Source organism: Flavobacterium sp. UBA7682 (assembly GCF_002482945.1).
Taxonomy (GTDB): Bacteria; Bacteroidota; Bacteroidia; order Flavobacteriales; family Flavobacteriaceae; genus Flavobacterium.
Map to the genome: position 1 here is coordinate 1 of NZ_DLGY01000011.1, position 13381 is coordinate 13381.

Consider the following 13381-nt stretch of genomic DNA (forward strand, 5'->3'; position numbering starts at 1 on the left):
ATATTTGACCGCTACGGAAAATTATTGAAACAAATCAGTTCGGCAGGAGATGGATGGGATGGAACCTACAACGGACAACCGTTACCTTCAACAGATTACTGGTTTACGGTAGATTATCCTGAGCAAGGCGGTATGAAGCAATTTAAAGCGCACTTCTCGTTGAAACGATAAGAATACAAATAAAGAAAAGCCACTCGATTGAGTGGCTTTTTTGTTGTGATACCCTTTGACTCCCGATAGTTATCGGGACAGGGTGACAAAAAATGTTAGAAGCAATCATAGTGATTATTAGCCCCGATAGGAGCGGAAATCCTTTTTATTGTTTTTTGAGAAAGCCCTTCGACTCCCGATAGTTATCGGGACAGGGTGACAAAACAATAAAAAGATTGTAACGGATAGCGGGAGCAGAAGTGAAGAGAAGCAAAATGGTCTGCTTCTAATCCGAGCGAAGCGAACTGACGTAGTAAAATAAAAAACTCCACTAGGATTAGTGGAGTTTATACTATTATTTAGAAAATCTTAGTTTTGATTGTAAACTTTTAAGGCTTCTTTTAGAATAGCCACTGAACGGATCAAATCATCTTTTTTGAGTACGTAAGCAATTCGGACCTCGTCTAAACCTACATTTGGCGTGGAATAAAATCCGGCTGCCGGTGCAACCATTACGGTTTCTCCGTTGTTGTCATAAGATTCTAAAAGCCATTGGGCAAAATCATCCGCATTTTTTACCGGCAATTTAGCGATACAGTAGAAAGCACCTTTTGGTGTGGCTACTTTTACACCTTCGATTTTTTGGAGTTCTGCAATTAGCGTATCTCTTCTGTCTTTGTATTCAGAAATCACGTCGTCGAAATAACTTTGAGGAGTTTCTAAAGCGGCTTCGCTGGCGATTTGAGCATAAGTTGGCGGGCTTAGTCTGGCTTGAGCAAACTTCATTGCAGTTGCCATTAGTGCTTTGTTTTTAGAAACTATACAGCCTATTCTTGCGCCACACATGCTGTATCTTTTTGAAACAGAATCAATCATGATAGCGTGTTCTTCTAATCCGGGAACATTCATTACTGAGAAATGTTTGTCGTTTTCATCATAAATGAATTCGCGATAAACTTCGTCGGCAATTAAGAACAAATCGTGTTTTTTTACGATTTCGGCCAATTGCATAATTTCTTCTTTGGAATATAAATAACCGGTTGGATTTCCCGGGTTACAAATTAGAATCGCTTTGGTTTTTGGGGTAATCAGTTTTTCAAAAGCGGCAATCGGAGGCAAAGCAAATCCTTCGTCTATAGTAGAAATTACCGGAACAACTTTAACCCCTGAAGCAGTTGAAAACCCGTTGTAATTGGCGTAAAACGGCTCAGGAATAATGATTTCATCACCCGAATCCATCGTGCTTCCCATGGCAAATAACAACGCTTCGGAACCACCGGTAGTAATGATGATATCAGCTACATCAATAGGCAAACCATGCGATTTGTAATAAGCAGACAATTTGGTTCTGTAACTTTCAAATCCGGCAGAATGACTGTATTCTAATACTTTGATGTCCGCATTTTTAACGGCATTGATAGCAACTTCCGGTGTTTTAATATCTGGTTGACCAATGTTTAAATGGTAGACTTTATGACCTTTCTTTTTAGCAATTTCGGAATACGGAACCAATTTTCTGATTGGCGACTCAGGCATCTGCTGACCTTTTAATGATATCTTAGGCATGTTGTTTGATTTAGTGGTGCAAATTTGCGATTTTTTTAGCTTGAAAACAATTCATTTTTAGCTTTAAAAATTGTTAAAAATTATTTTTAGCCGCTGGTTTTTTATTAAATTTAACAAAAATAGCAGCCAATGAGATTCGTTTTTACGTTTTATGTATTTCTTTTTACTGTATTTTCCTCTTTCGGCCAATCCAATTTTCAATTTAAAAAAGATAGAAATTGTATTTCCATTCCTTTTAAACTAATCAATAATTTGATTTTTATCCCTATCAATGTCAATGGGGAGAAGCTGACTTTTCTTTTAGACACCGGCGTTGATAAAACCTTACTTTTCAGTTTAGATGATAAAGAACAGGTGGAATTTTTTAACTTGGAGAGTATCAAACTCAAAGGTCTTGGCAGCAATGAAGCTATTGATGCTTACATGTCTTCTAAAAACAAATTAGAAGTAAAAGGGTTTGTAGATTATGATCACGAAATTTATTTGGTTTTAGATCAGGAATTTAATTTTTCCTCTCAGGTAGGCATACCTGTAAATGGTATCATTGGGTATCATTTTTTTAAAAATCATTTAATTGAAATTGACTACCAAAGAAAAAAAGTCATAGTTTATAATAAAACCAACAAGAAAGTTTTCAGAAAACTTGAAAAAGGATACAAAGAAGAAACTATTACTATTGAAGAAAACAAACCATATTATATTTCAAATGTCACTACAGATGGTAATTCGTATCCTTCAAAACTATTGATTGATACCGGAAATAGCGATGCGGTTTGGTTATTTTTGAACAAATCTAAGGAGATTAAATTGCCACAAAAATACATTTCAGATTACCTCGGAAGAGGATTTAGTGGTAGTGTTTATGGTTTAAGAGGTCGCATCGAAGATTTCAACTTTGGGAGTAAAACGTTTAAAAATCCTATTACAACTTTCCCCGATTCAACTTCCCTCAAAAGTGTAAATTTTGTTCCCAATCGATTAGGGTCACTTGGTGGTGAAGTATTTTCCAGATTCTCCATTTTATTTGATTATACCAATCAAAAAATATATACCAAACCCAATGATAAAGTCAATTCTCCTTTTAATTTTAACATGAGCGGCATTGAAGTACAGCACGATGGTTTGGAATGGGTAAAAGAAACTTCCTCGGAAAACAGTAAAAGTTCCGTTAGTTATGGCGTTCGAGTTAATGAATCGCGAGTGCAAGATAATCTCAAAATCAAGTTTGCCTTAAAACCTGTTTTTACCATCTATAGCGTTAGAAAAGATTCGCCTGCGGAATTAGTCGGACTCAGAAAAAATGACCGATTAATCAAAATAGAAGGCAAAAGCACACACGATTTAACCATCGAAAAAATCAACGAATTGCTAAAATCCGAAGAAGGCAGAACTATCGAATTAGTAATTGAAAGAAACGGCAAGCAATTCGCTTACAAATTCCAACTCAAAAGTATTATATAATAAAAAGTCCCGATAATTCGGGACTTTTCTTTATTGCATCATCGGACTTTTAGTCTTCTTTTCTAAGAGATTTTCAACCGGTTTAACGATTACTTCTCCTTTTATTTTTAATACCACTCGACCTTCTTCAGCATTGATTGCATTGGTTTCAACCGTGATGGTTTTTCTGATCGGACCGGGATTCATATTGTATTTCACCTCAATCTTTCCGGTTTTTCCCGGAGCAATCGGCTCAGTTGGTTTAGAGGGAACCGTACAACCACAACTCGATTGTACATTATTGATGATAAGCGGCGCAGTTCCGGTATTAGTGAACTCAAAAACCCTTATACCATTGTCTTCTTCTTTGGTTACTTTTCCGTAATCTATTGTATTGTCTTTATCTTTAAATTCAATTTTGGGACCGGCTTGGGCAAAAACCACTGCATTTACAAAGATTGTTGCGATAAGTATATGTTTCTTCATAGGTCAAAATTTATTATTTGGTTAGTAAAAATACTCTGTTTAAATTAATACACAAAAATTTAATTCTTAATTTTTTCTAAAGTCTTTATTAATTACTTTTGCAGTTCAGTTTGCAAAATGCGTGCCACAACATTTAGGAGCGAGTGGTCAGTGACTATCAGCCATCCATATTCCTGCTGTCTGTTACAATTTTTTTAAATTACCAAGGGTTAAAACCCTCGGCAAATCAAAAAGGATTTCCACGACCATCAGGGCTAAAAGAGTAATTGCATAGCACTTTTGTAATCCTATAATCTAATAATCCTATAATCTAATAATCTAATAATCTAAGAAGTCTAACAATCTATTATATGATTCCAGCTCAATTCAACGCCAAAGAAGCCGAAAAAAAATGGTACGACTACTGGATGAAAAACAACTATTTTCATTCCAAACCCGACCATAGAACTCCTTATACCATAACCATTCCGCCACCTAACGTGACCGGAGTGTTGCACATGGGACACATGTTAAACAACACGATTCAGGATGTATTAATCCGTCGTGCGCGTTTAAAAGGTTTCAATGCTTGTTGGGTTCCCGGAACCGATCACGCATCGATTGCAACGGAGGCAAAGGTTGTGGCAAAGTTGAAAACCGAAGGCGTAAACAAAAACGATTTAACCCGTGAAGAATTTCTGAAGCACGCTTGGGATTGGACGAACAAATATGGTGGAACTATTCTCGAACAATTAAAACAACTAGGTTGTTCTTGTGATTGGGACCGAACCAAATTCACCATGGATCCTGACATGTCGGCATCCGTAATTCGTTCGTTCGTTGATTTATACAACAAAGGACAAATCTACCGAGGTTATCGAATGGTAAACTGGGATCCGGAAGCTAAAACGACTTTGTCTGACGAAGAAGTAATTTATGAAGAAAGACAGGGAAAATTATATCATTTAAGATATGCTATCGAAGGTTCGAATGAGTTCGTAACGATTGCTACAACGCGTCCCGAAACGATTTTAGGCGATACTGCTATTTGTATTCACCCTGACGATGAGCGTTATACCCATTTGAAAGGTAAAAATGCCATTGTTCCGATTTGTAACCGTGTCATTCCAATCATTTTCGACGAGTATGTCGACATGGAATTTGGTACCGGTTGTTTAAAAGTAACGCCGGCACACGATGTCAACGATAAAGCACTTGGTGAGAAACACAATTTAGAAATCATCGATATCTTCAATGAAGATGCGACTTTGAATTCTTTTGGGCTACAATACCAAGGCAAAGACCGTTTTGTTGCGCGTGAAGATATTGTGGTTGAATTAGAGCAATTAGGGTCGGTAGTCAAAACCGAAACTCATATTAACAAAGTAGGAACGTCAGAACGAACCAAAGCCGTGATCGAGCCTCGTTTGTCTGACCAATGGTTCTTGCGTATGGAAGATTTGGTAAAACCGGCTATCAAAGCGGTTTTAGAAACCGAAGAAGTAAAACTGTATCCGGCGCGTTTTAACAACACTTACCGTCACTGGTTAGAAAACATCCGCGACTGGAATATCTCACGCCAATTGTGGTGGGGACAACAAATTCCGGCATACTATTATGGCGACGGCAAAGAAGATTTTGTGGTTGCTGAGAATATTGAAGAGGCGTTAAAATTAGTACAGGAAAAGACTGGTAACCGACAACTGACAACTGACAACCTTACGCAAGACGCCGATGCCTTAGACACTTGGTTCTCTTCCTGGTTGTGGCCAATAGCAGTTTTTGGAGGTATCATGGATCCGGAAAACGAAGACTTTAAATATTATTATCCAACTAATGATTTAGTAACCGGACCGGATATTTTGTTCTTCTGGGTGGCGCGTATGATTATTGCGGGTTATGAATATACCGGGCAAAAACCATTTACCAATGTGTATTTGACCGGATTAGTTCGCGACAAGCAACGTCGTAAAATGTCGAAGTCGTTAGGAAATTCGCCTGAGCCTTTAGAACTGATTGAAAAATTTGGAGCCGATGGGGTTAGAGTAGGGTTGCTATTAAGTGCTTCTGCCGGAAACGACATCATGTTTGACGAAGAATTGTGTAATAACGGAAAAGCTTTTGGTAACAAAATATGGAATGCCTTCCGATTAATCAAAGGTTGGGAAGTAGCTGATATTGCGCAACCGGAAAGCTCTAAAGTGGCTATCGAATGGTATGAAGCCAAGTTGCAACAAACCTTAGTAGAAATTGAAGACCATTTCGAAAAATACCGTTTGTCTGATGCTTTGATGAGCATTTACAAATTGGTTTGGGACGATTTCTGTTCGTGGTTCTTAGAAATGATTAAACCGGCATACCAACAACCAATTGACCGCGCGACATTTGACAAAGCGATTGAAATGTTGGAGGCCAATTTGAAATTGTTGCATCCGTTTATGCCTTTCTTAACGGAAGAAATTTGGCAATACATTGCTGAAAGAACTCCGGAGCAAGCGTTAATCATTGCCGAATATCCGAAAGTAACTTCGTTTGACTCAACACTAATTGCTGATTTCGATTTTGCAGCCGAAGTAATTGCCGGCGTGAGAACCATTCGCAAAGAAAAAAACATTGCGATGAAAGACGCCGTCGATTTGAAAGTGGTAAACAATGAAAAAGCATCAACTTATTTTGATAGTGTGATTACTAAATTGGGTAACATCACTTCTTTAGAATATATCACCGATAAAATTGATGGCGCACTGACGTATCGTGTAAAATCAAACGAGTACTTTATTCCGGTTTCCGGAAATATTGATATTACCGCTGAGATTGCCAAATTAACCGAAGAGTTGAAGTATACCCAAGGTTTCTTGCGCAGTGTACAAGGCAAGTTGGCGAACGAGAAATTCGTTGCCGGTGCTCCTCCACAAGTTATCGATAACGAACGCAAAAAAGAAGCGGATGCTTTGGCCAAGATTGCCACGATAGAGCAGAGTTTAGCGAGTTTACAATAATAAAAAAAGTCCCGAGCAATCGGGACTTTTTTTGTTAGGTGTTTAACTCAAGCGATGCAGTTTTTGTAAACTGCTGTTAGCGGATGTGCTTTTATTCTATATTTTTAAATCTTAATCCATTTTAAATAATAAAACCTCAAATTCTTTTGGAACTTGAGGTTTTGAATTTTATTTACAGGTTAATACATTTACAATTTATTTTTTCAGGTAGTATAGCTTCATTCCATTTAAATTTTATTACATCTGAAAACTTTGAGCTTATATAGTCCTGATAAACTGTATAATATCGCTTAAAACATTTATTTTTTTTCGGGTCTTTGTAACCAACTAAAACAGAAATAGACCGACCTTCTATAATTCCACTATATTTATTACGTTCAGTTATCCAGGAGCTTGAAAAAATTCTAACATCATTTGGTGTAATTTTAAATCCATCACCGCTAGAATGAGCTGTAGCTATTTTTTTTATCAGTGCATTATCATTCATTACATTTTTCCCCAAACACAATTCTTCATTATTTGAATCCAACATAAATTTTTTCGCATCTAAAGTAAACTCGCCCGAAGCGATAACATCAAACTTTGTAATAACTTCACCATATAGATCTATTAAAACTGGATACATTTCAACTTTTATTTTATGTTTTCCTGATGATAGTAAATCTGTGTTTTCTGCTAAAAACTCTTCAAATTTTTCTTCGCCTACATATACCTCTTTTTCATTATTTTTTAATGCACCCCTAAAAGTTGTCCAAGTTTTCTTTACATCCTCTTCTAATGATTTATAAACACTATTTTGTCTTTCGTTTGAGAGAACATTGTCGATGTAAAAATTGAAGGCAATCGCATAATTTTTAATATCTTTTGCACCATCACCTTTAGCTAATGGTCTTATATAATTATATATAGAATTATCGAAATAAGCTCTAAAATAGTATTTGGACGATATTTATAATAAAATTCCGATTGAGTTTTTATTTCTTAGGCAGTATACTGATTGATAAGTGGCGAGCTTGTTAGGATAATACCTTCTTTACCTCACTGCAATCATATTTTATTGAATGTTGAAAAGTGTTCTTACTTCTTGGCGATGAAGATGTTTTTCAACATATTGGAGATTTGCGGTGAACTTAATTTAAAAATGTAATCTGTGTTCCAATTGGTTTAAAAGTTGATGTGAGAACAAAACTCAATTAAGAATTCCTAAAATAACTTCCATTATATTTTGGCTTGATATTGGCTTTACCAAATAACCTGACAGTGCGCTGATACTTTTAGCTTTTAAAACATCTTTTTCATCAACAGAAGAACTCACCATATAAATTACTACTGTTTTAGGCATCATAGGCCTAATAAGCAGGTACTCCTCCAAAAACTCCCATCCATCCATAACAGGCATGTTTATATCTAAAAATAGAACGTCAGGAATGTTTTCTATATTGCCCATCTCATCCTTTAGGAAGTTAATAGCTTTCAGCCCATTTGAAAACACGATAACCTTATTTACCAGGTCACTCTTTTTCAGCAAAAGTGATGTAGTAAACTGATAGATATCATCATCGTCTATAATACAAAAAGTGTTTATCTTTTTCATAAATGTTTTTTTAGGAAATGGTCAAAAGTCTAGATCAACTATTTTTTAAAATTAGCAAATTTTTTTTAATTTAAGAATTATTGACATTAAAATAGATAATAAATTTTGTTCCTTTATCTACTTCACTTTCAGCATAAATCGTGCCCCCCATGGTTTCGATTTGATTCTTAGTAATAAATAAGCCTCTACCTTTCGCATCTGGATGCTCGTGAAATGTTTTATTTAGTCCAAAAAGTTTTGCTCCATGCTTTTGTAGATTAATGCCCGTTCCATTGTCTTCACATGTTAAGCTAATCATTCCATCTTTATCGATGTACGTTTTAAAGATTATTTGTGGAGCCCTATTTGGCGACCTATATTTAATCGCATTGGTTAATAAGTTTAAAAAAATGCTTTCAAGGTAAACTTTTGGATAATTAATTTTCTCACAAGCACTGAAATCGTAAGCAATAGTGGAAGCTGTTTCCTTAATCTGCATTTCCAGATTGATTATATGACCTGATACAATATCCTGAAAGAAAAGTTCTTCTTTCGCTATTTCAGTATCTTGTCGTATTCGAACGGCATTCGTCAAATCCGTTACCGTAGTAGAAAGGTTTTCAAAGGCGATGTCAATTTTTTGAATGAACATGTTTCGCATATCGTCATCTGTCTCCTCTTTCAACAGATTTAACAAAGCCGCCAAATTGGCAACAGGTGACCTTAAATTGTGTGAAACAATATACGTAAAGCTTTCTAAGATCTCCCTCTTTTTTTCTATCCGATCTGCCAATAACTCCAGATTATCAATATTACGTTTAAGTTCCAGCTCATAGAGTTTTTGATGCGTAATGTCTCTGGTTATTGTTAAGACATCTTCAGGTATTTCACCCCCTTGATTTTCAAGCGGTATGACTGATAGTTCAAAATAGCTATGCTGATCGATATTAGTATTCATTTCAAATTCAAACGTTTCGGTTTTATTTGTTTTGAAAACAGATTCTACGTGGCGAATGAATAATTCCTTTATCTGGTCATCGCCTTCTCCCTTCACTTCCCTGATATTCTTACCAATAATATCTTCAGCTTCCATGTTCCGTACTTTGCGAATCGAATCATTGATGAATTGATAAGTTAAATTTTTGTTTACACGCGTAATGATATCCGGATTACTATTTACCAGTGTCTTGAATTGATTCTCACTTATTGATAACTTTTGGTAGGCAATGGCTAAGTCTTTCGTTTGTTCTTCAATAATTACTTGTAAATCGTCAGGCGATCGATACTGTAATGCTTTTGGTATGAAGCGGTAAAGCACAAAAACAGTAATCCAAGATACCAATGCGGTCATGCATAAGACTACTGCATTTAGCCGGTATAATGGAAACCAAAATATAATAGCGTCCATAAAATGCGTTGTGCCACAAAAAAAGATAAAAAGCATAAAGCATATGAACACCTTATTAAATATTCTTTCTTTCCTTTTTTTGACAAATTTGTACAAGAGAATCGGGATAGACAAGTAGGCTAATCCAATTGCGATATTTGCCATAATGTAAAGCCAACCGAGCGTATCTGACCACTGCCCGCAAATCCATCGGGGCATAAAGCCGCCAGAACTGAAAATATTTTCTATGATTTCAAAAATTTCATCCATATTACTTCTATTTTTTTTGGCCTATAAGCACTCTAGTTTCAAAGCATATAAGGCATAACTAACGATTTTCCATATATGGGTTTAGTGGCTTGCCCATAATTAGTTGATAAGCATTAAAACCAACCCTTCCTCAAATATAAATAATCCCCTTCAATCGCCTTCATTTCTCATAAAATAAATCAGCTTATCGTGTTTTTTAGGTTTTCGTCGGGCGTAAAGAGTAGGGTTTAGGTTATCCTTGGTTTTTTATCTGTTGCCTCGTTTTCACTCTCAGTTGTGCCTTCGACATCATCCGAAGCTGGTTCTTTTTTGTCCGAAGACCATTTTTTGTATTCATAAGCTGGTGGGATGGCGTCCGAAACTCGTTTGTTGTCCTCCGAAGCGTAAAGTAAGGCGTCCGAAGCTCGTTCTTGAGAGTCCGAAGCTTGTTTGAGGGAGTCCGAAGCTCGTTTGAGGGCTGGGAGGGCTTGAAAATGCTGAAAAGTATCAAAAAGGGGTAAAAAACAACAATCCCGTATTGAGATGTCAATACGGGATTATTTTCGTTTGCAAAAGTATAAGTCTTAAAACTTAAACCCTAATCTGAAATACATACCGTTAAACTGTTCCAGTTTTTGTTCGCCACCGTCTTTTTTGGCTTTGGTCATGTCGCTTTGGCTTTCTAAACCAATGGCAATATTAATGTCATCATTTACAATAAACTTGGCACCGACTTGCGTGGTTAAACCAAAATTCCAGCCTAAATTTTTAGCTTCCGCATTTCCGGTAACGGCTTCTAACTCTTGTTTTAAAATGGTATTGGCGTACAAACCTAACCCAATGGTAAAAAACATTTTGTCACTATTGTTCTTGTCACTTTTAAAAAGACTGTAGTCTCCATTAAATTGCAAAGGAATACGTAAATACGAATTTTTTAAACTGGCAGAATTACCGGCTACGATTGTATTGGCGTTGAATTCATAAAATCCGATACCGGTGGCTAAATCCCATTTCGGACTAATTTTATAGGCTAATAAGACATCGCTTCCGGTTAAATTTCCATTCAAAGCAGGAATACCGGATTGCTTTAATCGGGCAAAACCTAATTTTCCATTGACCGCCAATTCAAATTTACTGTCTTTCTTTTCTGTGGTTTCTTGTGCCATGACTGAACCCGAAAGGAATAAGATGGCTAATGCGACAAATACTTGTTTTTTCATAGTAGATAAATTAATAATGATTGATAAGATGTTTAGTAGTTTTATAAATAAAAGTGTTACAATCAAAAAAGGATAATTTTTCTAGAATTACTCTATTTTTTATTTTCCAAAATCATTTTCTTTATCAAAACAATTTGGCCCAAATGATAATAAGCATGTTCAATCATAGCGTCAATGTTTCTTTGGTAAGTGCCGTATTTTTCCTCTACAAATCCTTCCAGCAGTTTTTCTTCGGGCATTTGTTCAATCAAAGTCGCAAATGTCTCGGCATCAGTCCATAATTGGGTTAAAAAATGATCCCATTTATCTTGAGAATCAATAGGAGGAAAGTCAAAACTGTATTGGTCTTTTATATCAAGTGTTCCGCCTTTAAAAACGTTATTGATACCATTAATATAGTAATGAATGTGCTGCGCTAAAATGGCAATGGTGTTTAAATCATGGATTTTAGAGGTTGCCATTTCCCAATGGGTATCGGATAATTGATGTTTGAAATTGGTATTGGCAATCCAAGTTCCGTTTAAAATGACTTCTCTGAATCGGTTGGCAATGATTACTGTTGATTTCATATTATTTTAAAAATACAAACTCGAAGTTAATAGATTTTTTTAAATACGTTCAGAAAAATCAGGTGGAATTACTATCGCGAGTATTATTTTCTCAAACTGATAGTAAACGTGGTGCCTTTGTTGATTTCGCTTTCCACTTCAATTTGTCCGCCCATATCTATTACATGATTGTAAACCAAATAGAGTCCGATACCATGACTGTCAATGTTGTTGTGGAACTTTTGGTTAAGTCCGAAAATCTTATTTTTGACTTTATCAATATCAAGTCCTCGGCCATTGTCGGCAAATACCAATTGCGAAATGCCGTTGCTCATTTGGGTTTTTATACTAATTACCGGCGACAAATTGACTTGGGCATATTTAATGGCATTGGTTATTAAATTGATAAAAATGCTTTCCAAATAAACTCTATTAAAAGTAATAATGTCAAAGGCAGAAAAATCGGTAACAAATTTTACTTTGGAATCTTTAATCTGAGATTGAATGGATAGGATAATAGTGTTAAAAACCAACTCTAACGACAATGGTTCCACACTAATATTCAATTGGTCATGATGACTGATATTGTCTACATAATTATTGAGCGTTTTTTGCAATCCTACCGAAGTAATTTTGAGCATTTCAATAAACTCTTTCGTTTCTTCGTCTTCAATTTTAGATACATCGAGTAATTCAAATACGGAAAGTAAATTGTTAACCGGGGAACGCAAATCGTGAGAAGCCGTATAGGTAAGCTTTTTTAAATCTTTATTGATTTTCTTGATGTTCGTAAGCAAAGTGTTACGCTCTTCTTCCTGCTTTTTTCTTTCGGTTATATTTTTGGCAATGGCATAAACCAATTCATTATCGATATGTGGCATTGAAGTCCAGGATAGCCAAACGATTTCGCCGTTTTTGGTAATATATCGGTTTTCAAAATTGAGCAATGGATTTCCGCTTTTTACTCTTTCCCGACTTAAGACTGTTTTTTCAAGGTCTTCTTTGTAGACAAAATCATTAATGGGCTTTGCTAACACTTCTTCTTCGCTGTAGCCAAGTAAATGAAGCACAGCCGGATTAACTTTTTTAAAATAACCATCATAGCCGGCGATAAAAAATAAATCGGCGGAGATTTCAAAAAAAAGTTCCGTTTTGTATTCTATATTCAGACAATGTTGGTTATTCACTTCAAAAAAATTAAGGGGACGTAAATATAGCTAAATGTTTTATATTAAAGTGTTAAGAAAAAAAATCCCGTTTCTATTGAAACGGGATTATGTATTTATGAATAGTTTAAGTTATTGCTAACTGAACACTGAATACTAAAATTGCTCTCTTCCTGCAAAGTGAAAAGCACCTTCAATAGCGGCATTCTCATCAGAGTCTGAACCGTGAACCGCATTTTCTCCGATTGAAGTAGCGTATTTTTTACGGATAGTTCCTTCTGCTGCATCAGCAGGGTTAGTAGCTCCAATTAATGTTCTGAAATCTTCTACAGCGTTTTCTTTTTCTAAGATGGCTGCAACAATTGGTCCGCGAGTCATGAATTCAACTAATTCTCCGAAGAAAGGTCTAGCCGAGTGTACTGCGTAAAATTTTTGAGCGTCAGCTACAGTCAATTGCGTTAATTTCATTGATACAATTCTGAAACCACCTTCAGTAATCATATTTAATATTCCACCGATGTGTCCGTTTTCAACGCCATCAGGCTTAATCATTGTAAATGTTCTATTCGTTGCCATTTGTTTGTTTTTTAATTTGGGTGCAAAAGTAGTCCTTTTTTA

The 13381-nt window shown here is 35.8% G+C and carries 12 protein-coding genes; 3 read left to right on the forward strand and 9 right to left on the reverse strand.

The genetic code is table 11. The features are described 5' to 3' along the window. The coding region (locus B3C16_RS02605; protein ID WP_414655249.1) for a T9SS type B sorting domain-containing protein at positions 1 to 171 on the forward strand (171 nt) is incomplete at its 5' end. 348 nt (positions 172 to 519) lie between these two features. Here the strand turns inward: B3C16_RS02605 and B3C16_RS02610 are convergent. After that, the gene (locus B3C16_RS02610) at positions 520 to 1716 is read right to left on the reverse strand and encodes a pyridoxal phosphate-dependent aminotransferase (protein ID WP_291128486.1); all 1197 of its coding nucleotides are present in this window, start codon (positions 1714 to 1716) and stop codon (positions 520 to 522) included. 129 nt (positions 1717 to 1845) lie between these two features. On the opposite strand from B3C16_RS02610, the gene B3C16_RS02615 reads away from it, so the two are divergent. After that, a complete protein-coding gene (locus B3C16_RS02615) occupies positions 1846 to 3177 on the forward strand; it encodes a PDZ domain-containing protein (RefSeq protein WP_291128488.1) in 1332 nt (443 codons plus the stop codon). Between the two features lie 30 nt (positions 3178 to 3207). On the opposite strand, the gene B3C16_RS02620 is transcribed toward B3C16_RS02615, so the two are convergent. Continuing rightward, on the reverse strand, positions 3208 to 3642 hold the full coding sequence (locus B3C16_RS02620) for a DUF1573 domain-containing protein (RefSeq protein WP_291128490.1): 435 nt from the start codon (positions 3640 to 3642) through the stop codon (positions 3208 to 3210). A gap of 350 nt (positions 3643 to 3992) precedes the next feature. On the opposite strand from B3C16_RS02620, the gene B3C16_RS02625 reads away from it, so the two are divergent. Beyond that, on the forward strand, positions 3993 to 6620 hold the full coding sequence (locus B3C16_RS02625) for a valine--tRNA ligase (RefSeq protein ID WP_291128492.1): 2628 nt from the start codon (positions 3993 to 3995) through the stop codon (positions 6618 to 6620). Positions 6621 to 6792: 172 nt separating this feature from the next. Here the strand turns inward: B3C16_RS02625 and B3C16_RS02630 are convergent, their stop codons facing one another. From B3C16_RS02630 to B3C16_RS02660, 7 genes are all read right to left on the reverse strand, one after another. Further along, positions 6793 to 7245, reverse strand: coding sequence for a hypothetical protein (locus tag B3C16_RS02630; RefSeq protein ID WP_291128494.1), 453 nt, complete (start codon positions 7243 to 7245; stop codon positions 6793 to 6795). A gap of 564 nt (positions 7246 to 7809) precedes the next feature. Further along, positions 7810 to 8214 carry a response regulator gene (locus B3C16_RS02635; RefSeq protein WP_121313541.1) on the reverse strand — a complete coding sequence of 135 codons (405 nt, stop codon included), beginning with the start codon at positions 8212 to 8214 and terminating at the stop codon, positions 7810 to 7812. Between the two features lie 70 nt (positions 8215 to 8284). Further along, a complete protein-coding gene (locus B3C16_RS02640; RefSeq protein WP_291128497.1) occupies positions 8285 to 9850 on the reverse strand; it encodes a sensor histidine kinase in 1566 nt (521 codons plus the stop codon). 563 nt (positions 9851 to 10413) lie between these two features. Continuing rightward, the gene (locus B3C16_RS02645) at positions 10414 to 11049 is read right to left on the reverse strand and encodes an outer membrane beta-barrel protein (RefSeq protein ID WP_121313543.1); all 636 of its coding nucleotides are present in this window, start codon (positions 11047 to 11049) and stop codon (positions 10414 to 10416) included. A gap of 92 nt (positions 11050 to 11141) precedes the next feature. Continuing rightward, the gene (locus tag B3C16_RS02650; RefSeq protein ID WP_291128499.1) at positions 11142 to 11618 is read right to left on the reverse strand and encodes a DUF1572 family protein; all 477 of its coding nucleotides are present in this window, start codon (positions 11616 to 11618) and stop codon (positions 11142 to 11144) included. Positions 11619 to 11701: 83 nt separating this feature from the next. Next, on the reverse strand, positions 11702 to 12784 hold the full coding sequence (locus B3C16_RS02655) for a PAS domain-containing sensor histidine kinase (RefSeq protein ID WP_291128501.1): 1083 nt from the start codon (positions 12782 to 12784) through the stop codon (positions 11702 to 11704). A gap of 135 nt (positions 12785 to 12919) precedes the next feature. Further along, positions 12920 to 13339 (reverse strand): nucleoside-diphosphate kinase, encoded by a 420-nt coding sequence (locus B3C16_RS02660; RefSeq protein ID WP_121313545.1) that lies wholly within the window; start codon positions 13337 to 13339, stop codon positions 12920 to 12922. Positions 13340 to 13381 lie beyond the last annotated feature (42 nt).

Coding starts and splice junctions, on each gene's coding strand:
- B3C16_RS02645 (WP_121313543.1), bottom strand. CDS start 11,049: ATGAAAAAACAAGTATTTGTCGCATTAGCCATCTTATTCCTTTCGGGT.
- B3C16_RS02630 (WP_291128494.1), bottom strand. CDS start 7,245: ATGTATCCAGTTTTAATAGATCTATATGGTGAAGTTATTACAAAGTTT.
- B3C16_RS02620 (WP_291128490.1), bottom strand. CDS start 3,642: ATGAAGAAACATATACTTATCGCAACAATCTTTGTAAATGCAGTGGTT.
- B3C16_RS02650 (WP_291128499.1), bottom strand. CDS start 11,618: ATGAAATCAACAGTAATCATTGCCAACCGATTCAGAGAAGTCATTTTA.
- B3C16_RS02660 (WP_121313545.1), bottom strand. CDS start 13,339: ATGGCAACGAATAGAACATTTACAATGATTAAGCCTGATGGCGTTGAA.
- B3C16_RS02635 (WP_121313541.1), bottom strand. CDS start 8,214: ATGAAAAAGATAAACACTTTTTGTATTATAGACGATGATGATATCTAT.
- B3C16_RS02610 (WP_291128486.1), bottom strand. CDS start 1,716: ATGCCTAAGATATCATTAAAAGGTCAGCAGATGCCTGAGTCGCCAATC.
- B3C16_RS02615 (WP_291128488.1), top strand. CDS start 1,846: ATGAGATTCGTTTTTACGTTTTATGTATTTCTTTTTACTGTATTTTCC.
- B3C16_RS02640 (WP_291128497.1), bottom strand. CDS start 9,850: ATGGATGAAATTTTTGAAATCATAGAAAATATTTTCAGTTCTGGCGGC.
- B3C16_RS02625 (WP_291128492.1), top strand. CDS start 3,993: ATGATTCCAGCTCAATTCAACGCCAAAGAAGCCGAAAAAAAATGGTAC.